Genomic DNA, 21,411 nt, shown 5'->3' on the forward strand with positions numbered 1-21,411 from the left:
TTCCAATAAAGTCCGACTTATTTTAAGCGAATCTTCAAGACTTCCAAAAGAAATAATATCTTTATGCTATGAAAAATTCGAAGTCCATCAAGTTTAAAATCCTTATCGTTTACGTCGTATTGTTTGGTGCGGCCTTATTTTCAGGGGCTTATATTTTCCGACAGATGAAATTGATTACTTTACCCGAGCAAAGTGTGATTGAAGAGAGCAACAAAATCTTTATGATCAGCAGTGCAATCAACAATCTCTACTCGTCCGAGGCTTCCAGTCGGAGTGCTATTTTGACAGGAAAAGCGTCCGAAATAAAAAAATACCACCGTCAATTAGATAGCGTAAACCACCAAATAGAGCTGATTAAACTCGATGTGGAGACGCCCGAATTAATTTTTAAATTGGATACGATCCAGCAATTGTTGCAAAAAAAGAAAAAGAGTTTTGACGAGATTGTGCTCTTTAGACAAAAGATGAACACTTCTGAAAACTATGATTTTGCGATTAATCAGATACACCAAGCCAAGGAGCAGATTGAAAAAGACAGCAAACCGATTATTCACAGCACCGAAAAGCAGAAAAGGTCTTTGTGGGGGCGCATGGTAAAAGCGTGGAAAGCCGAATCCGATACGATTAAAACCACCATCAACCAACCGGGATTAACGGACTCGCTTGCACAAGCGGTGGAACGCATTTTTGAGCAAGCGGCGAAAAAGGAGACCATCGTACAACAAGAACTGCTTAAGAAAGAGCATTTGTTACTGCAAGAAAACAAAAACCTCACCGACCAGCTGCGCTATATACTAGAAAGTGTTGAACACAATATACTTACGGCGTCCTACGAGAAAATAAGCGAGTCTCGAACGATTATTGGCAATGCCACTACAAATATTGCTTGGATCGGAACTTCGGCTTTGATTACCGTGGTATTGTTGGGGTGGATTATCCTAAACGACCTCAATCAGACCCAGCGCTATAGAAACGAATTGGAGAAATTAAACGCCGAAAAAGAAGTGCTTTTACGCAGTAAAACCATGCTTTTGGCCACGGTTACTCACGATATACAAACCCCGCTTGGAGGGGTCTTGGGATTTACAGAATTGTTGAACAAAACGCCTTTGACCGACAAGCAGCAGGCCTACATCAAAAACATCCAATATTCCTCTCAATACATCGTCAACTTGGTCAACGATTTGATCGATTTTTCGAAGTTGGAAAACAATAAAATCCGCACCGAACAAAAGACTTTTAACTTTAAAGAGCTCATCGCATCAACCTGCCTGCCATTAAAACAAAATGCGCTAAACAAAAACATCGCCTTAGAATGGACGGTAGACGAATCGCTTGATCAGAATTACGTATCGGATCCCTACCGCATTAAGCAGGCCTTGACCAATTTAATCACCAACGCCATCAAGTTTACCCAAGAGGGTACGGTATCCATAGCGGTTACCCGCGATTTTGATTGGGTGGAAATCGGCGTTACCGATTCGGGAATCGGAATAGCCCCCGATCAAATTGACGACATTTTTAAGGAATTTAAACAGGCCCACAAAGGCATCGAGAAAAAATTTGGCGGTACCGGACTGGGGCTTAATATCTCGCAGCGCATTGCGGAATTGCTCTATGGTTCGATCACTGTAACCAGCGAACTCGACAAGGGTTCTACGTTTACCTTACGCCTTCCGCTCGTGGCCTCCGACAAAAACATTTCGGAATTGGAGGAGGAATCTCCGACTACCGATATCCACGTTTTAAAAGACAAACGCCTGCTGATTATCGACGACGATACCCTGCAGTTGCAATTGATGAAAGAGGTTTTTGAACCCTTGGTAAAAGGCGTTACCCTATTAAACGATGCGTCGTTGATTATCAAGACCTTGGAACAGGATTCGTATGACTTGATACTGACCGATATACAGATGCCCAAAGTCGATGGATTTGAGTTGATTACCCTACTTCAGAATCATCCGGATTTCGCGTCGATTCCGACGATTGCCCTGTCGGGCAAACGCGACTTAAGTGCCGAGGATTTCATCGAATTGGGCTTCACCAATTCGCATCCCAAGCCCATACAAATCGATATTTTACTGCGGATGATATTGGCCATTTGGAACGAGGGTCAAGCGGAAACGCCGCTTCCAAAAGCGCCCCACTACCCCAACGACATCCAAGAGGGCTACTCGCTAAAGGGACTGCGACCGTTTTTACAAGATGATCAAGCGGCAATGAGAAATATACTGCAAATTTTTGTAGACAGTACCCAAGACAACATTACCGACCTCTACCAAGCAGCTGCGGCCAAAGATGAAAATGCCCTAAGCGATACGGCACATAAGATGCTCCCCATGTTTAGGCAATTGGAAATAAGCCGTGTTATTCCGCTATTGGAACCTATAGAGGATTATCAATTGGAATACAGAACAGCCGCCGATTTGGAAAAGTATATAGACGAGTTGCGAGAGCAAATCGAGCAGGTTATGCGAGTAATAAAAAAAATCGAGCTCAGTTAGAGCTCGATATCGTATAATTTTATTTTATTGTAAAGCGTTTTCCTATCGATTCCCAACAATTGAGCAGCTTTGGTTTTATTGAACTTCACTTTTTCAAGTGCTGTGCGTATGGCATGCTCCTCATTGCGCGAAGAAAACAGTTTTAAATCCTCTTCTTGGTGCTCTTGGTTAAACACCTGCTGAGCGGCGCGCTCTTCACTAGCTTCAAACATCTCTACAGGCAGTACTTTCTTGGTAATGGTCTCTTCTTTGCTGAGCAATACCGATCTTTTGATGATGTTCTTCATCTCCCGTAGATTGCCCGGCCAATCATAACTCAGAAACAGGGCTTCAACCTCTGGACTAAATCCATCTACCTGCTTTTCCAAGTCCTTGTTGGATTGATTTAGGAAATGCTGCGCAAAGGTTAAGATATCTTCTCTACGCTCGGCTAAACGCGGCGCTTGTATGCCAAATTCATTGAGTCGGTGAAACAAGTCTTCGCGAAACTCACCGTCTTTAACCGCTTTTTGCAAATCCTCATTGGTAGCCGCGATAACGCGTATATCCACCGTGACTTCGTTATTGCTACCCACGGGTTTAACCTTGCGCTCTTGTAGGGCACGCAACAATTGCACTTGAACTTCATAGGACAAATTTCCCACTTCATCCAAAAATATCGTTCCGCCATTTGCGGCTTCGAAATGACCTATTTTATCGTTAATCGCCCCGGTAAAAGATCCCTTGATATGTCCGAAAAACTCGCTAGAAGCCAAGTCCTTGGGTATAGCCCCACAGTCTACTGCAATATAGGGTTTCTGTGCCCGCTTGCTCTTTAGGTGTATGGAATGGGCTATGTTCTCCTTACCCGTACCGCTTTCTCCCATGATCAACACCGACATATTGGTCGGCGCAACCAAATCGATGTATTCGTGTAATTGGGCAGATGCCTGACTGTCTCCTTGAACAAATTCCAAGCTCTTTGCGGTCGGTTTTGCCGGTTTATCACCCTGGGGTTCACTATCAGCTAAACCGGTGTTTCTGGTGGTTTTCTTATCCAAAGCTTGGTGTATCGTAAACAGTATTTCGTCTGGATTAATCGGTTTCCCCACATAGTCAAACGCTCCGAGTTTCATCGCATTCACCGCAGTTTTAATTTCGGTGTAGCCCGTCATAAGGATTACTTGAGTCGCGGCAGATCGTTGTTTAATCGCCTTGAGCAACTCAATACCATCACTGTCTGGTAAGCGCACATCGGTCAATACTACGTCGAAATTCTCCTTGTTTAAGCACACTTCCGCTTCTCTTGAATTAAAGGCATTGGTTACAACAAACCCCTTTTTTTCCAAAAAAGTTTTCAACATGATACAAAAGGAAATATCGTCATCAATCACTAGTATTTTATGGCTCATACAAAACTTATTTTTGTTTCTTTAGCAACAAATTTAGTGTTTTTTATCGCATAAGTCCCCATATCGAATTAAGAAAAAACCTTTTAAACCACAAAAGGAGGCATAAAGCCTCCCTTTGCGTGAAGATTTCTCTTCATCACCTTACTAACGATTTTGCGTTACCTTTTTCAGTGGTAACTTAATTTTCTTTTTCTAAGCAATGTCTTTTAGTTAACTTACCGACAGGTTGGAAATAAACAAAAAACTATTTTCATAACACTTTTACACTTAGATATACTATCAAAATCGTGCCATAACAGCGATGAAGCCATAAAAACCGGTCAATACCTTACTAATCAATATTTTAAAAAAAGTTAATTTTTAACAGCTTGTTTTACAAAGCAGCGTATATTTTCCACAGTTGTAGAAATATTCCACAATACTTTTGGATTTAAAAGGGATAACCGATCGCTAAGTTAAAAATCAGGTTGTCCTTTCTCCAGCCGCTGTCACCAAAATCGACCTTATCCAAGGTCCATCGGTCCCCTTCGGGCAGGTACGGAATGCGAATTGGGAAAGCCAAATCGGTTCGAATAACCAAGAAAGAGATGTCGAATCGCAATCCAAAACCAGCACCTACGGCCAGTTCTTTATAGAAATCCTTGGATATCTTTCCACCGGGCTTATCGACATCGTCGTGCAGGAGCCAGATATTACCGGCATCTACAAATAAGGCACCGTGTACGATGCTAAACAATTTGGCGCGGTATTCCACATTGAGTTCTAAAGTGATATCACCCGATTGATCGGGTAAGAATCCCGAGGCATTTTCGGTCGGATTAAAACTACCCGGACCCAAAGATCGCGATCTAAAAGCGCGAATGCTATTGGTTCCGCCCACAAAAAACTGCTTGATAAACGGCATCTGATCGGAGTTTCCATAAGGCACCCCGATTCCGGCTACGATGCGCGTAGCCAACTGTGAATTGCGCGTGAGGCGTCGGTAATATCTAAAGTCGTTTTCCACCTTGACATATTGACTAAAAGGCACTCCCAATATGGATTTCTGTTCGCCTTCCTCCTCGTTGGCATTCATTATTAATCCGGTTAAATTGGCCGACAAATCCAAGACCCCTTTGTAGTAAATGGTATTCTTTTTAAATTTCTGCATCGTATTGGTATAGGTATACGAATACTTTGGCCCAAATATCAGCTGCTTGTCCAAAACGCGTTGAAGTGATGGATTGCCCACAATTTCCTGCTCGTACAACGCGCTTACTTTTTCCGGACTGACATAGTTGATGTCGATGATGTTTAACTCGTGTTCCTTCTTGACGTTTTCCTTCCACATATAACCAAACGACCCCTTAAAGGAATGCAAGGCATATAGCTTGGTTCTGTTTTGGTATTCATACCCCAAGGTCGCCTTGGTCCGCGGTACAAAACCGCTGGATGATTCAAATTTAAACGGGGCGATGATTCGCGGCCAAATCAAATTGGCTTCGGTACCAAACTTATACACATCGTAGCCCTTGTTGGCAGACGACATTTGAAAATCCATCCCACCATAAGCAGACACCGCAAACAATTCCGCTCCCTTAAAGAAATTGCGGTTGCGCCAATTGACATTTAACTCCGTTCCGGTATAACTGGCCGAGTTGGTTTTACCCAACACTTCCAAACGAATGGATTTGGGCTCTTCGGGGGTTAAATAATAGAATGAATTCAATTTGTGATTGAGGGAATCGGCGATGACAAATTGATTTTTTACGAACTTAAACGTACCGAGATTGACCAATCTGTTGAGCGATAAATTATGATCGGAACGGTTGTATAAATCGCCCTTTTTAAAATAGAGGGTGCGGTCGTATATCTGCGGTCGAAAACGCTTATCGGGGTCCACGATAATAAAATCGTGATAGGGTTGAATGGTATCCCACGAGCTCTGCTTTACATCGGACTCGTTTAAGGAGTAATCGGCAAAAACCACGACCTGATCGATGGTATAGGGATGCATGGCAACGGTTGGGGTGGTCTCTTTGACTTTTACAAAAAGATCGACTTCGTTTTTTCCTACGGTACTGTCTACTTGAACCAAGAGATAGTCGGGGTTAAAGTAATAATACCCCTTTTCCTTTAAGCGCGAATCAATGCGCACCCGTTCATTTTTAACCACTTCCAAGTTAAAGGCCTGCCCCTTTTTGAGCAAACTGCGGCGTCTGGATTTATAGATTTCTTGTTGTACGGCGGTGGAGTCCGAAACAAAAGTGATGTTTCGAATTATAAATGCACTTTGGGGTGTGACGGTATACACCGCTGTAGCCCTTTTGTTTTTAACCAGGGTATCCGCGTAGACGCGCGTATTGAAAAAGCCTTGGTTTTCGGCGTAATTCGATAAAATTGCTTGATTATACTCCAGGTCGACCTTGCCAAACAACACCGGAGCCTCACCGAGTTTATTGCGCATCCAGTGTCGAATTCCCTTTTCTTTTTTGGGTTCGCCAGCTAAATTATAAAAAAACAATTTGGGGCGGAGACCCAAAATTTTCGAATTGGGCTTGGGCCGAACCAATTCCTCCAAACTGGTTTTCAGTTCCTTTTTTTGACTCTTGGACAGCGAATCGTCCGTTACTTTTAATTGGGCACCGACATAGAGGAGTTCCCCGTTTTTTAAATACCGGGTATTGCTACACGAATACAGCGTTGCAATCAGCAAAAGCAGTCCTCCAATCCGTTGATAAACCTTATTCATCTGTTTGTTTTTTTGATTGACGTCTCAATGTTTTTCTCTCTTTACTGCGCTCAAAGAGCTCTCTAAAGTGCTCGTAGTTCATCGTGATGATAAACCCTAAGCCCGTTTCGATTACCTGACCTTGTAAAGCCACCTGATATTGATTTTTTCTATACGCCCGCAGCATATAACGCCCGTCTTTTGACAGCATATATTCCGCAGACAAGTCGCCTGCAATATTGGTCGACTGCTCATTCTGACGCTCGCTACCCTCCAATCCGAAACTGCTGCCGATCGTTACCTTTAAACGGTCGTCCAGCATCCTCTTGGACACCCCCACATTCAAGTCGGTGCGGTTTTCCTTTTCACCGGAGCTGTAATCCTCGGTAGATTGCAAGTCAAAGTCCATCTCCACCCCAGCGATCAAGTCACCCGCTAAATTATTGAGCTGGTCGGATAAGATTTTACTGACACTTTGCCTGGCCATCGACTCGGCACTCATTCCGCCGGCCTCGCTTTCAAACGGATTCTCGCCGACAAAACGACTCAAGAGCAATAGGGCAAATACCTGTTTGTTCATCTCGGAAGGTTGCAAGCGCAGCTGCTCCAATTTGGCTTTGGTATTGGCCAAGACATCCGAAGAAACCGAGTTGTTGTTTTCCGGCAAGGTTATGTCAAAACTGATTTCCGGTTTGAGCAACTCCCCTTTCATCTTCAACAAGGTTTGAAACGGAATCTTTTGCTTATAGGTATTCTTTACCATAGGCGTTAGGCCCGAAAGCTGGCTTTCCAACAGATCAATCGGCGCGGTTTTGACCGTGTAGATCGCCGTTAAATCCAAGGTGGCCGAAGTGGGTTCACCCGTCCATACAATGCTGCTGCCCTTTTGAATGTCGAATTTTCGCTTTATAAAGTTAAACGACATCTCATAAGACCCTTCAGAAAACTCGTATTTACCGGTTAAAGTCGTCTTACCCGATGGGTCGATTCCTCCGGTAAGTACCGCTTCGCCCTTTAATTTTAGCATATCGCCATTGGTCTTATCGATGACCAAAATCAACTCGGCTTCCTTGTCGATTTGAATGTCGACCGATACTTCCATACCCTTTAAATCGGATTCATTGACCTTGTTTTGCAGTTCTACGGTTTCCAACAAGCGCTGATCGCGCTGATCGATAAACTCGACGATTCCGTCTCGATCGGCAATGGAGGGATCCTGTTGCGGCATCACCACGGTAAACTTGGTGTTTTTGTCTATAGCCAACTTTCCGTTTACTTCCGGTTTATTCAGGTCGCCACTAATTTTTAAATTGGCGTCTAAATACAGGTCGCCATAATAAAAGTCATTGTCTTTTTCGGTGGAATTAATCGCTTTAAAGTTTTCGGTCACCACGCTTAAATCAAATTTAAAATCGGCGTAATTCACGGTATTGACCCTGCCGTCTATCGCCAATTTATTGTTGTCTGAATCGGTTATTTCAAAGCGGTGCAACACTATAGCGGTCGGCGTAAAATCGATGGTTTCATTGATGTCTTTAAAGTCGGCATTGAGGGGAACCGCGTGGATCCCGACCTGATTAAACTTAAACTGTCCCAGTACAGTCGGTTTTTTGACCGTGCCCGTGATGTCGAAATTACCGGACAAAAAGCCGACGGAATTCGATATATTACCCATAGCGAATCCTTCGACCGTCGCCATCTGCAATTGATTGACCTTGATCTGCAGGCGAAACGTCTTTTCCAATTCGGAATAGGCGCCTTTTAACAGCATTTGATTGCCTTGGCCACTAAGCCCGATCAAAGCATCGTACTGATGCGGCAATTCATTGCTCACCGCTATAGACAAATCCCCCACTTTTGCCTGCATCACTTCCAATTCCGTAATGTTGATATCCGACACAAAAACCAAATCTTTCATCAGATTGCGCAGTTCTACTTGTCCCTCTATAAATCCCTTGGCAAAAGTGACGTCTTTCTTGACCATCGCGGTCAAGGTCTGTATGTCGAAATGGATAAAATTCACTTCCAAAGGCGCGTCAAAGGCGGTCGATTTCGACTGTAAGGCGATTTTACTACCCGATTTGGACAGGGCAAAGTCCTGTGCATTGATGCCTAAAGGGTTTATTCTGATTTGATTTCCCGGCGTCACATCCCAGTTTTCATAATTCAATTTAAAGGCTTCGGGCAGTAGTTTTACCTGATAATAATCTGCCAGGGTTTCCAAACTACCGGCTATGCCGTATTGAACCACTTTTTCAGCATCTATGATCTCCAAATTGTAATTCAACACATTGTCGCGCATATCGCCGTCTAACACCACTTGGTTGATGGCAAAACTCTCGCTTTGAACCCGATCGACGGAAAAGGCATAGCCTAAGGCTTGATTTTTGGGTTCTAGTGAAAAGTGGATGTTGGACACCTTGTTTTTGCCGTACTCCACATTGGGCACGTCGACTTGAAACGCGATATAATCATCGCCCGATCGGTAAGTACCGTCGGCTTTAATCGGGTCGAAATTCTTTAAATCCGGCAAGAACTTTGCCAGTATGGGGTCGTTTTTAATCTGTACTTCCACTACGACTTCTTGATCTTGGACGGTTTCCGCTTTTTTATTCTTTTGCTGTTTCGCCGTCTCCTTGGTCGTCGCCGCTGTTTGGTGGTCGAGATTAAAATAGGTGGAAAAGGTTTTCTTTAAAGCCGCGGGTAGCTGGGTCAGTTGATACTTACCCGCTACGCGAATACTGGCCAATTGCGACTCCAATTCCAAGAGGTTACTCGTATCGTCTGCCCTGGCATTGAGCGATAGCTCGCCGAGGTTAAAGACGTCTTTACCGTTGGAAAAAGCCCCATCGCGCAGCTGAAGTTGGCCGTTTAGATGGTCGGGGTTCAGTTCGGAAAAACGCGCGGTCAGCACGCCTTTAAACGCCATGGGCGCCGGGGTCAAATGCAGCTGATGCAGATCCACCTTGACAAAATCGCCGTCCATATCCAAGGTCATTTGCTTTTCATCCAACTGGCCGTGGGCCTTTACGGCAAACTGCAAATTCGGGTCGTTCATCGCGGTTTGCAACTGATACGCACCTGCTTTGACCTGTCCTGTAATGATTAAATCCTTATAGTCATAACCGTTGAATTGCGCTTGCAAGAGATGCCCGTTTAGGGTGGCATTGGCCATTTTTGGATTAAAACTCTGTCCAGAAGCCACCAAATTCATGCTGATTTTACCCAGCGAATCGTTTTTAATCAAGCGTCCTGCATCAAAGTTATTGACTACGGCATCGATGCGGTACTTCTCCTTGTTCTTGACGCGTTGATCCAATTGCGCAATCAGCGATACGGCGCCATAGCTGGAGTTCAGCTTTAAATGGGTATTGAAATTAGTCATTCCCCCCTTTAGCGTTCCCCGAAGAGAAAACAGCGCGGGCAACTGAATATTTGAAGGAACGGTTCCCACAGGCACCAGGCTTAATACATCTTTTGCCGTGGATTGAAAATCTTTGATATCCAGGTCAAACTGCGCCGTACCCACTTCGGGTAAGCCTTTGATTCGACCGGAAACCTGAGCGAATGTCGAACCGAATCCGCTGACAAAAAACCGGGTAATCTCCAAGTCTTTGACGGGTCCTTTGACGCGAGCATCGATGGTAAGCACGCCAGCTGCATGATTTTTAAACAGCGGTTGTGACACGAGGTCGGGCGCGAAAAGCAAGAGGTCTTTAAACCCGATTTTACTATCAACTAACGACGCATCTACCACGACGTCTTCCAGGTGATCGGTAAACGAATCGGCGTTTTCATACATCAGTATCACCTCGCGTTGCAATAAGGTTTGCGGTGTTTTTAAATACAAATCCTTTAAAAAAGCCGTTTGTGCACCATACATAAAATAGGTGCGTAATTCTTGAATTTCAAGGCCGCTTTTTTCCGATATACGCGCGCTTTTAATCGCACCGGATATGTTGTTTGGCGCGAACTGAAAATCGTGCAATTCCAAGTTGAGCTCCGAAAAATTCAGGTGTTTATAGTCCATGCCCTTGGGTTGGGCAGCGGCATTTTGATCGTCAAAAGCAACCGCTAGGCCCTCGAGTTGCAATCGCTCCAAGGCCAAACTCCAGGGGCTCTCCTCAACAACCACGGGGGTTACTTCGTCAGTCTTTTGAGGTTTGCTCGTTTTTAACAAGCGCACTAGGGCTTCGGTATCGCTAATTTGAAGGCTGTTAATCACGACATCGCGATTGGCAAAATCGAGTTTATCCATGCTTAAGCCCAATTTTTTCAAATCGACCTTGGCATACATTTCAGAAACGGCATCGTCGTATTCCAGTTTGATTTCACTGAGGTTGATGTCGCGGAGTTGCAAATCCAAAACCTTATCGGCTACGATGGAATCCGTTTTCTGTACGACCACAGCTTCTAGCGGGTCGACTACGGTACGCTTAAAGCGCAAATCGACCCCATCGACGTCAATTTTCGGTATATTAAAGATCAGAGATTCGAGGTCAAACCGCTTGACACGGGTAGAAAAGCGATTCAGTTTGAGGTATAGATCATTGCCGCCGTATTGGTCGTCAAAAGAGACCAATATCTGGCTTAAATCGATGCGGTCCAAGGAAATCACAAAGGGTTTGGATTCTTTTTCCGGCTTCTCCTCCGAGGCAAAAGCCTCGATGATGTAATCAAAATTAAACCGCTGCTCGCGATCTCGGGTCACATGGGCCACAAAATTATCTACCGCCACGGCGTTCAATTGCAAGGTATTGTTCAGCAACTTAAACAAGCTGATATCTACAGATAGGTTTTCGGCATAGAGCAGGGTATCGCGCTGCTGGGACTCCAAATAGAGTCCTTTGACTACGATTTTTTTCGGAAAGCCAATTTCGATGCGTTCTAACGCTACTTTGGTTTGGATTTTCCCCTCTAAATATTCTATGGCTTGGTCCTTGATTTTATTCTGAACCGAAGGAATTTGTATCACTAAAACCAGTACTACAAACAACAAGAGAATAGAAAGCAGAATCCACGCTATGATTTTAGTCGATTTTACGAATATTTTCTTCAAAATAGCTACTTTTTAAGAACAAAAATAGCAAAAAAGAATGGGTAGCCGTACAAATTGTTGAGATAATTAATTTTAATATAAAATATCGCATACGGTTAAAAAAAAGGGAAAAGGGAAATGCTTATAAAGCAAAAAATCCTCCCGAGGGAAGATTAAAAAATGGCAAGCGACCTACATCGCACCGCTACAACCACATACCTTTGCTGCGTTCCCACCCTGGAGGATTCTATAGGAGCTGGTCGTGTAGGACTTGCCAGTGCAAAGATACAATCTTTTTATATTTTTGCAAGTGATTTGTAAGATATAAAGTAGATTTGTATCTTGTACAAAATATAAAATTGAAATGAAAAAACATAACCTTCTTATTGCCTTATCCTTAAGTGCTGCTTTTTTATCGTGTGAAGACAAAAAAAAAACGGAAGAAAATTTATTTAGCATTGACTCCAGTCAATTAAAGCAGGTTTACCACAGCAACGATGCTTTAAAATTGACCATTGCCAATAAAAGTGAAACCGCTATCGATTCGGTGGCTTATTTTTTAAATGACCGGAAAATCGGAACAGCAAGGGAAAACCAGGTATTGAACTATTCCCTGGAGCAAGAGAAATTCGGTCGCATCGCGATCAAGGCTATAGTATACCACGCCAACTCCCCTACCGAAACCAGCAGTCATATCGAATTGGCCTCGGCGATAACTCCAAAAATATTGCAGTATAAAATCGTCAATACTTTTCCACACGACATCAAGGCCTACACTCAGGGCTTGGAATTTTACGGGGATGTATTGATTGAAAGCACCGGAAATGGCGCCGGTAATGGCACGGGCAAAAAAGGTGTTTCCAGCATTCGCAAGGTCGATTATAAAACGGGAAAAGTACTGAGTATCGTAGAATTGCCCGAAACGGTTTTTGGCGAAGGTGCTACGGTATTACACGACAAAATTTACCAACTGACCTACAAAAACAACGAGGCTTATGTGTATCATGTGGAAACTTTAGAGCGGGAAAAAACCATTCCTTATTTTAAGAATATGGAAGGCTGGGGACTCACCAACGACGGCACTCACCTCTATATGAGTAACGGTTCGGAAAAAGTGTATATCATCGATCCGGTAACCTTTAAGGAGGTCGACTATATCAACATCTACACCAACAACGTCAAAATAGGAGCTATTAACGAAATGGAATGGGTAAACGGTAAGATCTATGCGAATATTTACGGTGAGCGCGCGATTGCGATCATCGACCCCAAATCCGGTGCTGTAGAAGCCGCCTTGGACTTGTCCAGCCTACAAACCCTAGTCACTTACCATCCGGACTTGGATGTCTTAAACGGCATCGCATACAACCCCAAGACCAAAACGTTTTTTGTAACCGGTAAAAACTGGGACAAGATGTTTGAGATCGAAATCATCTACAACTAGATATATTTTACAGCGCTGCGAAGAAACGCTGTACAGTTTCTTCGATGTGCTCGTTTTCTTAACCCACGGTTTCGGCTGTGGGTTAAAAAAACAAAATCCACAACGCTCTACAATCACGGTCTTTTAGCTAAATAGGTCCACTCCATTGGCATCTGTAGTCAACACCTCAGACATATAATCAAACCACGGACGCATGGCGACAAAGGTCTTGATCACTTCCCTGCCGAAATCGGCAGCGAGCACTTCTTCATCGGAAAAAGAACGCATGACCAAAAACTGCTTTTTGCGCAACAGATCAATTGCGGGATGTTCTTTGTCGAATCCCTTGGGGGCTGTTTTCAATTCCTCTCCGGAGAGTCCGCCAAAGTAAGTTATAAATTCAGGGTCCTCAATCAGGCTTCGCAGTTCGGAATCGTCTTGTTCGATATCTTTGCGAATGCGCAGCAAATCGGTTTTATCCGGTTCCCAAAACCCACCACCAACAAATGATTTACCGGGTTCTATGCTCACGTAATATCCCCCTCGCAACAAGGGTTTACTGCGTCCCAAGTGCAACCCAAAATAATCTTTATAAGGGGTTTTGTCCTTGGCAAAGCGCACGTCTCTATAAATGCGGTGCACGTGAAACCGCTCGATGCTATCCAAGGATTGCATCTCGTCGTAAATCGATTTAAAAAAGTCTTTTATCGAGCCAAAAGCAGCGTCAAATTCGCTCTTATGCGCTACAAACCAAGGCCTGTTGTTGTTTTGCTTTAAATCATTCAAAAAATCAAAAGCCGTTGCGGGTACTTTATTCATAATTGTGTTATTATTTTCCAATTTTCTATCTTTTCGTCCAAGCGCATACTCGCGTATGCCCCACTGGGAGAAGGTAAAGTTACATATTCTATTTCGGGAATTCGCTCCGCGTATTTGGAAAAGAATTTCTCGGCGTTTTTACTGGAGAAAACGATGGTTTTTATTTGGGGATAAGCCTTTAACAGGGCGGCAATGTCGTTGGGTTTTTCCGCTTTGATTTCGCTGTCCAAGCTGCCTTTGCGCTCGCAGCATTCCAGTACATCCCACAAGGCCAAATCAAAATCGACCAACAGTTGTTTTCGCCGCTGGTAATCTTCGGAAAACTCCCGTTGAAAAACGCGAAATAGTATGGTCCAAAACCGATTTTGTTTGTTGCCGTAATACTGCTGGTATTCCAGGGATTTTTCACTGGGCATGGTACCCAGTATCAAGATACGGGAGCGCGCATTGACCAAAGGGGGAAAAGCGTGTTTTATCATAGCTAGCCTTCATTTTACAGCTTAAAGTTATAACTTTTAAAGCCAATTGCCCCAATAAAGGGGCTATAAAAAACAAAACCCAGAGCTGCTCGCAGTTCGGGGTTTGTCTTAATTATTAAAAAAAATTATTTTATTTCTTTAAAAACAACCATTAATGAAAATCCGCAACTTATGTTTTCATGGTACAAATAAGATACAAAAATCATCTAATTGTCACGCTAAGAAATGGAATACTCTTTTTCTAAATCCCAATTCTGTCCGTTGATTTTGTTTTTAACAATCGTTAATTGTTCTAATATCATATCAAATGTTGGGGAGTTCGATTGATAAATCATTTCCTCTCTCATTTTCTTATAATCTCGTTCCCAGGCTTCTTTCACTTCGTTTATTGGAATAAAATCAAGGGTCTTTGGTGACAATAAATTGTAATCTATACCTGATACTTTGGTAAAATTAAATCGGTGTTCTACGATAGTTTTGTACAGCTCACTGTCTTCAATGGCTTTTGAGCATTCTGCTTTTGATAATTGATAGACATCATACAAATGACGGCTTAATCTATCAACTCTTATTTTTGCTAATGGTTTATGAAATTCTTCGTGTAACAGAAAAAGCTTTTCCAAAAACGTTCTTTCTGGGTTTACAGAAGGTATTTCTACTGGTAAAACAGAAAAATCAGTATCGGCATACAAATCATCAACAAAAGATACAACAGGTCGTAACGAATAAGGCTCTATCAATGAACGACAACCGATTTCTATCTGAATTCGAGGCTGAACATACCCCAAACTTTGCACAATGTTCGGATAATAAATCTCGATTATGCGAGGGTCTTGATCACTGTCTTTTGCTTCTACAAGATTAAATTTTAAATCTTTGAAACCCTGTTCTAGAAATTTTTCTTGCAACGCTATGTAGAAATGGTCAGACGTATATTTATTGGCTGCTTTTCTTAAATGGGTGTGTTCTTTTTTTGACAATACACCTTCAAATCCTAAAAAGTTTCGATCAATAGCTAAATCAATATCTTCTGAAAACCTATGAATAAGATCCCAAGATGTACTAAGTAATGTTCCTCCTTTAAACACAAGATGTGCTGCTGCACTTGTTTAAAAATAATTTCTAACGTACGAACTACCCACCAGTCTTTTTCTACAGCAAAAGGCATCATCCCTTTTTGAGTGGCTGTTTCTTTAAAAAGAATTGCTTTTTCGGATTTGTCTAACTCATAAAAATTATTTTTCATTAGGCAGTGCTTTTTTTATTATTTTTCGAATCCAAACGGGTGCTAAAGTTATATCGTGTCTCAAATCATTTTCAACTTCATTTTTAAGTAACGCTAATAGCTTATTTTCTTCCTCTGCTGTTATATTTCCATTACCAATTTCCTTGAGTGCTTGAATCACCAATCGGCTAATTTTTCCCTTAGCCAATACGTTTTTAGGTGTGGTCTTCTTAAATTTTATTGTTCGTTTTCCCACCTTTATTTCTCTTGCCGAGCCGTCTGTTAGCAGTACTATATTCACAGGTACTTGATTACTCAATCCTAAGGCATTCAAGGCATAGCCCCCCGAAGGAACAGTTCTTATTCTATCCCTTTTGGCAATGGCTTCTGCAACTTCTTCAGCCGAAGGTGTAAGTACTCCAGCCCATTTACTTATTTTTGGACGTACATAGATTCCGTGTGCCACGCGCACAATGACTTTTTTATCTTCCAAACGACCCAAAGCTTTACGAATAGCTTCGGCTGATCCAAAAGTCATAAAATCATCAGGCAAGACCAAAGTACCTTTTGGCTTGCTCTTAATTGATTTTTCTATTTGTTTCTCAATACTCATTTTAAGCTTGTCTATACTGTCACAAAAATAGTAAATATTTGTGACAATATACAAAGATGAATTTAAAACATAAAAACGCTAAATCCTGAATATTGGTGACAAAATTTACTAGTCATTAACTATTAATAAATTTTATACACACCATTAATGTATGATAAATAACGCATAAACACCCAAAAACTATAATTATGCATCAAATTTCATTCATTATAAACTTAATTAAATCTTGTTACCGCTATTGTCGGTTGCTTTTTATATTCCAATAAAAGAATTTATTTCTGCAATTTCATTAGCTAGGTGTGCTACTGCGTAGGTTTTCAAAAGAGATTTTATACTTGTCCATAACCATCGTTTTTAATTGTTATGATGCAAATAAAAAAAGTGTTTTCACTGTGTACGACGACACAACGAAAACACTTAAAAAACACTGTGTTTTCTAATTTTTATTAATTAGAAACACGAAAGATCATCATTGATCTTTATAATACCTTTTCCATCATCGTCTTTAAGATGTGTTTTAAAGACATTAAATACTAAAATCAAGACTTTGTCCTTCGCTACCCAACAAAAAGAAATACAATTCGTTTTTTTATTTAAATTTATTTCATTAATACGCTTTATGACAACTTGTTACAAATTCCGTAAATGTTGGCTGTAATACACAGATGTGATATGCAAAAGTAAGAATCCCTTAATCTAAAAAAATAATTTGTAGCAACTTGTAACATTTTTAAAAGACTTGTATCTAAAAGACGAATAACTTAAATTTTAGAAAAATGAGCAAGTACAAAATCACAATTATCATTTTCATATTTACAGCCCTATATGTCAATGCATTTGGACAATCAAATAACTATTTTTTTGAAGTTCAAAAAACAGGAGAAGGAGCGCAAGCAATGATTTTTATTCCAGGTTTTGCCTGTTCTGGTGAAGTTTGGAATGAAACTATTACAAAATTTGAAAGTGAATACACCTGTTATTCTTTGACAATGGCTGGTTTTTCAGGTGTTAAACCTCAAATCAATTCAAGCTTTAATAATTGGGCAACTTCTATTGCAGACTTTATTAAGGACAACAATATAGATAAACCAATTATCGTAGGACACAGTATGGGAGGAGTTTTGGCATTAGCAATTGCTTCTGACTACCCGAATTTGATTGATAAAATAATTGTGGTAGACGGACTTCCTTGTTTATCTGCAATAATGAATCCTAGTTTTAAATCAAACGAAAATAACGACTGTTCCTCTGTAGTGAATCAAATAACTACTATGTCTGACGAACAATTTTATCAATTGCAAAAAATGTCAATTCCTCAACTTTTAACCGATACAGCTATACAAGAAAAAGTCGTAAGTTGGAGTGTAAAATCGGATAGAAAAACGATTGCTGAAATGTTCTGCGATTTTTCAAATACAGATTTAAGAGAAAAAATACAAAATATAAAATGTCCAAGTTTAATTTTATTAGAAGCGTCTTTTATAAATATAAAAACAAACATCGAAGATCAATATAAAAATTTAAAAACAGCTCATTTACAGTATGCAAATAAGGGACTGCATTTTATAATGTATGACGACAAAGAATGGTATTTTACACAAATAAATAATTTTTTAGCCACGCAATAATGGAATTTGACGAAGTGTATAAATCTTATTGGCAAAAAATATTTCGGCTGTGTATGGGCTATGTAAACAATTATGAATTAGCACAAGATATAGCCCAAGAAACTTTTATAATTATATGGCAACAACTTCCAAAATTTAGAAATGAATCGAATATCGGAACTTGGATTTTCAGCATTGCTTCTAATAATTGTTTACGCCAAATTGAGAAAGAAAAACGAATTATTAAAACAGATTTGCCTATAAATTTAAGAGAAGAACAACAAGAATCTATTGAACCTAAAATTCAGCTTTTGTACAAATTTATTTCCGAGTTACCAGAAACCGATCGTATAATAATTTCATTAGAATTGGAAGAGGTAAAACAAGTAGAAATAGCAAATATCATAGGGATTTCGGAGGTAAATGTAAGAGTAAAAATTCATAGGATCAAAGAAAAACTAATGCGAAAATTTAAAGAAAATGGACAATAGTAATATCGATTTTACAGCTATTTGGAAACAACAAAAAGTTGTGCAACCAGACATAGTTGAATTGCAGAATAAATTGAATCAATTCAAAAAAAACAATGTAAAAAAACTTATTTTTTCTAATATATTATTGATAACAACAATTGTATTGGTTATTTTTATTTGGTACAAATATCAACCGCAATACCTTACTACAAAAATTGGAATTGTTTTGGTCATTTTTGCAATGACAATCTTTTTATTGGTTTACAACAAACAATTTTCAAGTTTTAATAAAATTGATGACACACAAACCACTGGCAACTATTTAAAAAGTCTAACTGACTTAAAAACAAAACAAAAATATATCCAAACAACCATGTTGAGTATGTACTTTATTATGCTTTCACTAGGAATTGGTTTGTATTTGTATGAATACACTTTAATGATGTCGATGTTTTGGGCAATTTTTGCTTACGGCATTACATTGACTTGGATAAGTTTTAATTGGTTCTACATAAGACCCAAAACAATAAAAAAGAAACAAGCTAAATTGGATGAATTAATTAGTAAGTTTGAGGCTGTAAATAAAGATTTAAATAACTAGAACTATCATGAATTTACCACGTCTGTTTACTCTGCACCTAACCAAAACTTTGAAACGCTGCTAAACATTAGCTGTAATTTTTCCTTGGCGAATACGCCAATAAAGAGTTGCTTTAGCAATACCAAAAAGCATGGTTGCTTCTGGAACAGAAACAAACAACACATCCTCTGATATTTTATCTGCCGTAGCTTTAATATCTCTTCTTTCGCAAGCTGCAAAATCTTCTTTTCATAGCCTTTGTTACTGCATTTATCTCAACAATAAACGGAAGTTACTCTTATGGGAATAAATTGCACATCACAGCTAAGACATCGATTTTTCAATTTCTCATCCCCCATATTTATTCATTAAGGTATCTTAAGTATCGATAAGTGCCCTTTCATCGCCTTTTAAGTTCCGGTACAAGTATGGTACATATATGACAAAAAACGATTAAAATTGAGCATAAATAAAAAACCGCTGTAAACATAAGGTTTACAGCGGTTTATAGCTAATTGCTAATTGATTTTAATCACCAATTATTTTACTTCTTCGTAGTCCACATCTTGTGTACCATCACCGCCTTGGTTTGGCTGTGCTTCTTGAGCACCACCAGTTTGTCCGTCAGCTTGTGCTTTGTACATTTCTTCAGAGGCTGCTTTCCACGCTTCGTTGATTTTGTCCAATGCCGTTTGAACGGTATCTGCATCTTTCAATTCGTACGCTTTTTTCAACTCTTCTAAAGCCGCTTCGATGTTTGATTTGTTGTCCGCAGATAACTTATCGCCAAATTCCGACAATTGTTTTTCTGTTTGGAAAATCATAGCATCAGCTTCGTTTAGCTTGTCTACTTTTTCTTTTATCAATTTATCCGCATCGGCATTGGCTTCTGCTTCTTTTTTCATTCTTTCAATTTCCGCTTCTGTCAGTCCAGAAGAAGCCTCGATACGAATATCATGTGACTTACCTGTTCCTTTATCTGTAGCCGATACTTTGATGATTCCGTTGGCATCAATATCAAAGGTTACTTCGATTTGAGGCATACCTCTTTGTGCTGGTGGAATTCCATCTAAATGGAAACGACCGATGGTTTTGTTGTCTGCCGCCATAGCGCGTTCTCCTTGCAATACGTGGATTTCAACCGAAGGTTGGTTATCTGCTGCTGTAGAGAATACCTGCGACTTTTTAGTAGGAATTGTCGTGTTTGACTCGATTAACTTAGTCAATACACCTCCCATAGTCTCAATACCCAAAGAAAGTGGGGTAACGTCTAACAATAGTACGTCTTTTACCTCTCCTGTCAATACACCACCTTGGATCGCTGCACCAATAGCAACTACCTCATCCGGGTTCACTCCTTTAGACGGTTTTTTACCGAAGAATTTTTCAACCTCTTCTTGGATTCTTGGAATACGAGTCGATCCTCCAACCAAGATAACCTCATCGATATCCGATTTAGACAAACCAGCATCTTTTAAAGCTTTCTCACAAGGAATCATCGATCTGCGGATCAATTCGTCTGCCAATTGCTCAAATTTAGCTCTTGTCAAAGTTTTCACTAAGTGTTTTGGTCCAGAAGCCGTTGCTGTAACGTACGGCAAGTTGATTTCTGTTTGCGTAGAAGAAGACAATTCCACTTTCGCTTTTTCAGCTGCTTCTTTCAAACGCTGTAGAGCCATAGGGTCTTTGCGCAAGTCTAAACCTTCTTCAGCTTCGAATTCAGAAGCCATCCAGTTAATGATCACTTGGTCAAAATCATCTCCACCTAAGTGTGTATCTCCATTGGTAGACAATACTTCAAAAACACCGTCTCCCAATTCCAAGATAGAGATATCGAAAGTACCACCACCTAAATCGTAAACCACGATTTTTTGGTCTGTACCCGCTTTATCCAATCCGTAAGCCAAAGCTGCTGCTGTAGGCTCGTTGATGATACGTCTCACTTTTAAACCCGCAATTTCACCCGCTTCTTTAGTCGCTTGACGCTGTGCATCGTTAAAATATGCCGGTACGGTAATTACCGCTTCCGTCACTTCCTGACCGAGGTAATCCTCAGCAGTTTTTTTCATTTTCTGAAGCGTCATGGCAGACAATTCTTGAGGCGTATACAAACGACCGTCGATATCTACACGTGGCGTATCATTATCTCCTTTTACCACTTTATACGGAACATGAGAAATCTCTTGAGAAATTTCACTGAATTTATCCCCCATAAACCTTTTGATAGAAGCTATAGTTTTTGTTGGATTCGTAACTGCTTGTCTTTTTGCAGGATCACCAACTTTGATTTCTCCACCTTCTACAAATGCAATCACAGATGGGGTTGTTCTCTTTCCTTCTGCATTAGGGATTACAACTGCCTCATTACCTTCCATTACAGAAACACATGAATTCGTTGTTCCTAAATCGATTCCAATTATTTTACTCATATTATATTAGTTAAATTGTTTTTTACTTTTTTAAACTCAATTACTAGTAGTCAATCTTTATGCCATTACCTTTTTATGATAATCTTGTCATTTATTTTCAGCAATACTTCTCACAAAATG

14 protein-coding genes and 1 other RNA gene are annotated in these 21,411 nt (G+C 40.5%); 5 read left to right on the plus strand and 10 right to left on the minus strand.

Features of this window, described 5'->3' with window-relative positions:
• Positions 1-68: 68 nt before the first annotated feature.
• Positions 69-2,504 (plus strand): ATP-binding response regulator, encoded by a 2,436-nt coding sequence (locus ACQZ43_RS15605; RefSeq protein WP_430613617.1) that lies wholly within the window; start codon positions 69-71, stop codon positions 2,502-2,504.
• Here the strand turns inward: ACQZ43_RS15605 and ACQZ43_RS15610 are convergent.
• The 4 genes from ACQZ43_RS15610 to ffs all read right to left on the minus strand — a co-directional run bounded on the left by ACQZ43_RS15610 (position 2,501) and on the right by ffs (position 11,920).
• Entirely contained in the window at positions 2,501-3,895 is a 1,395-nt protein-coding gene (locus ACQZ43_RS15610; protein WP_430613618.1) for a sigma-54-dependent transcriptional regulator, read from the minus strand. The genes ACQZ43_RS15605 and ACQZ43_RS15610 overlap by 4 nt on opposite strands.
• A gap of 430 nt (positions 3,896-4,325) precedes the next feature.
• Positions 4,326-6,626 carry a BamA/TamA family outer membrane protein gene (locus ACQZ43_RS15615; RefSeq protein WP_430613619.1) on the minus strand — a complete coding sequence of 767 codons (2,301 nt, stop codon included), beginning with the start codon at positions 6,624-6,626 and terminating at the stop codon, positions 4,326-4,328.
• Positions 6,619-11,664 carry a translocation/assembly module TamB domain-containing protein gene (locus ACQZ43_RS15620; protein WP_430613620.1) on the minus strand — a complete coding sequence of 1,682 codons (5,046 nt, stop codon included), beginning with the start codon at positions 11,662-11,664 and terminating at the stop codon, positions 6,619-6,621. The genes ACQZ43_RS15615 and ACQZ43_RS15620 overlap by 8 nt, the downstream gene beginning before the upstream one ends.
• 158 nt (positions 11,665-11,822) lie before the next feature.
• Positions 11,823-11,920: signal recognition particle sRNA small type (gene ffs, locus ACQZ43_RS15625), an RNA gene on the minus strand.
• Between the two features lie 87 nt (positions 11,921-12,007).
• Between ffs and ACQZ43_RS15630 the strand changes: the two genes are divergently transcribed.
• Entirely contained in the window at positions 12,008-13,087 is a 1,080-nt protein-coding gene (locus tag ACQZ43_RS15630; RefSeq protein ID WP_430613621.1) for a glutaminyl-peptide cyclotransferase, read from the plus strand.
• A gap of 123 nt (positions 13,088-13,210) precedes the next feature.
• On the opposite strand, the gene ACQZ43_RS15635 is transcribed toward ACQZ43_RS15630, so the two are convergent.
• From ACQZ43_RS15635 to ACQZ43_RS15655, 5 genes are all read right to left on the minus strand, one after another.
• Complete coding sequence (locus tag ACQZ43_RS15635) at positions 13,211-13,885, minus strand: DUF2461 domain-containing protein (protein WP_430613622.1); 675 nt, start codon at positions 13,883-13,885, stop codon at positions 13,211-13,213.
• Positions 13,882-14,364, minus strand: coding sequence for a DNA-deoxyinosine glycosylase (locus tag ACQZ43_RS15640; RefSeq protein ID WP_430613623.1), 483 nt, complete (start codon positions 14,362-14,364; stop codon positions 13,882-13,884). Before ACQZ43_RS15640 ends, ACQZ43_RS15635 begins: the two co-directional genes overlap by 4 nt.
• A gap of 218 nt (positions 14,365-14,582) precedes the next feature.
• Positions 14,583-15,452: a nucleotidyl transferase AbiEii/AbiGii toxin family protein gene (locus tag ACQZ43_RS15645; protein WP_430613624.1), complete on the minus strand. Its 870-nt coding sequence runs from the start codon at positions 15,450-15,452 to the stop codon at positions 14,583-14,585.
• Complete coding sequence (locus ACQZ43_RS15650) at positions 15,380-15,610, minus strand: hypothetical protein (protein ID WP_430613625.1); 231 nt, start codon at positions 15,608-15,610, stop codon at positions 15,380-15,382. The genes ACQZ43_RS15645 and ACQZ43_RS15650 overlap by 73 nt, the downstream gene beginning before the upstream one ends.
• The gene (locus ACQZ43_RS15655; protein ID WP_430613626.1) at positions 15,600-16,202 is read right to left on the minus strand and encodes a DUF6088 family protein; all 603 of its coding nucleotides are present in this window, start codon (positions 16,200-16,202) and stop codon (positions 15,600-15,602) included. Before ACQZ43_RS15655 ends, ACQZ43_RS15650 begins: the two co-directional genes overlap by 11 nt.
• A 776-nt stretch (positions 16,203-16,978) precedes the next feature.
• Here ACQZ43_RS15655 and ACQZ43_RS15660 point away from each other — a divergent pair.
• From ACQZ43_RS15660 to ACQZ43_RS15670, 3 genes are read left to right on the plus strand one after another with little or no spacing between them, the layout of a single operon-like run.
• On the plus strand, positions 16,979-17,830 hold the full coding sequence (locus ACQZ43_RS15660; RefSeq protein WP_430613627.1) for an alpha/beta fold hydrolase: 852 nt from the start codon (positions 16,979-16,981) through the stop codon (positions 17,828-17,830).
• Complete coding sequence (locus tag ACQZ43_RS15665; RefSeq protein WP_430613628.1) at positions 17,830-18,300, plus strand: RNA polymerase sigma factor; 471 nt, start codon at positions 17,830-17,832, stop codon at positions 18,298-18,300. Before ACQZ43_RS15660 ends, ACQZ43_RS15665 begins: the two co-directional genes overlap by 1 nt.
• On the plus strand, positions 18,290-18,883 hold the full coding sequence (locus ACQZ43_RS15670) for a hypothetical protein (RefSeq protein WP_430613629.1): 594 nt from the start codon (positions 18,290-18,292) through the stop codon (positions 18,881-18,883). The genes ACQZ43_RS15665 and ACQZ43_RS15670 overlap by 11 nt, the downstream gene beginning before the upstream one ends.
• Before the next feature lie 518 nt (positions 18,884-19,401).
• Here ACQZ43_RS15670 and dnaK read toward each other — a convergent pair.
• Positions 19,402-21,291 (minus strand): molecular chaperone DnaK, encoded by a 1,890-nt coding sequence (dnaK, locus tag ACQZ43_RS15675; protein WP_430613630.1) that lies wholly within the window; start codon positions 21,289-21,291, stop codon positions 19,402-19,404.
• Positions 21,292-21,411: the final 120 nt, after the last annotated feature.

This window comes from Flavobacterium sp. JP2137 (genome assembly GCF_050562195.1).
Taxonomy (GTDB): Bacteria; Bacteroidota; Bacteroidia; order Flavobacteriales; family Flavobacteriaceae; genus Flavobacterium.

Coding starts and splice junctions, on each gene's coding strand:
- ACQZ43_RS15615 (WP_430613619.1), bottom strand. CDS start 6,626: ATGAATAAGGTTTATCAACGGATTGGAGGACTGCTTTTGCTGATTGCA.
- ACQZ43_RS15655 (WP_430613626.1), bottom strand. CDS start 16,202: ATGAGTATTGAGAAACAAATAGAAAAATCAATTAAGAGCAAGCCAAAA.
- ACQZ43_RS15650 (WP_430613625.1), bottom strand. CDS start 15,610: ATGAAAAATAATTTTTATGAGTTAGACAAATCCGAAAAAGCAATTCTT.
- ACQZ43_RS15630 (WP_430613621.1), top strand. CDS start 12,008: ATGAAAAAACATAACCTTCTTATTGCCTTATCCTTAAGTGCTGCTTTT.
- ACQZ43_RS15665 (WP_430613628.1), top strand. CDS start 17,830: ATGGAATTTGACGAAGTGTATAAATCTTATTGGCAAAAAATATTTCGG.
- ACQZ43_RS15640 (WP_430613623.1), bottom strand. CDS start 14,364: ATGATAAAACACGCTTTTCCCCCTTTGGTCAATGCGCGCTCCCGTATC.
- dnaK (WP_430613630.1), bottom strand. CDS start 21,291: ATGAGTAAAATAATTGGAATCGATTTAGGAACAACGAATTCATGTGTT.
- ACQZ43_RS15670 (WP_430613629.1), top strand. CDS start 18,290: ATGGACAATAGTAATATCGATTTTACAGCTATTTGGAAACAACAAAAA.
- ACQZ43_RS15660 (WP_430613627.1), top strand. CDS start 16,979: ATGAGCAAGTACAAAATCACAATTATCATTTTCATATTTACAGCCCTA.
- ACQZ43_RS15605 (WP_430613617.1), top strand. CDS start 69: ATGAAAAATTCGAAGTCCATCAAGTTTAAAATCCTTATCGTTTACGTC.
- ACQZ43_RS15635 (WP_430613622.1), bottom strand. CDS start 13,885: ATGAATAAAGTACCCGCAACGGCTTTTGATTTTTTGAATGATTTAAAG.
- ACQZ43_RS15610 (WP_430613618.1), bottom strand. CDS start 3,895: ATGAGCCATAAAATACTAGTGATTGATGACGATATTTCCTTTTGTATC.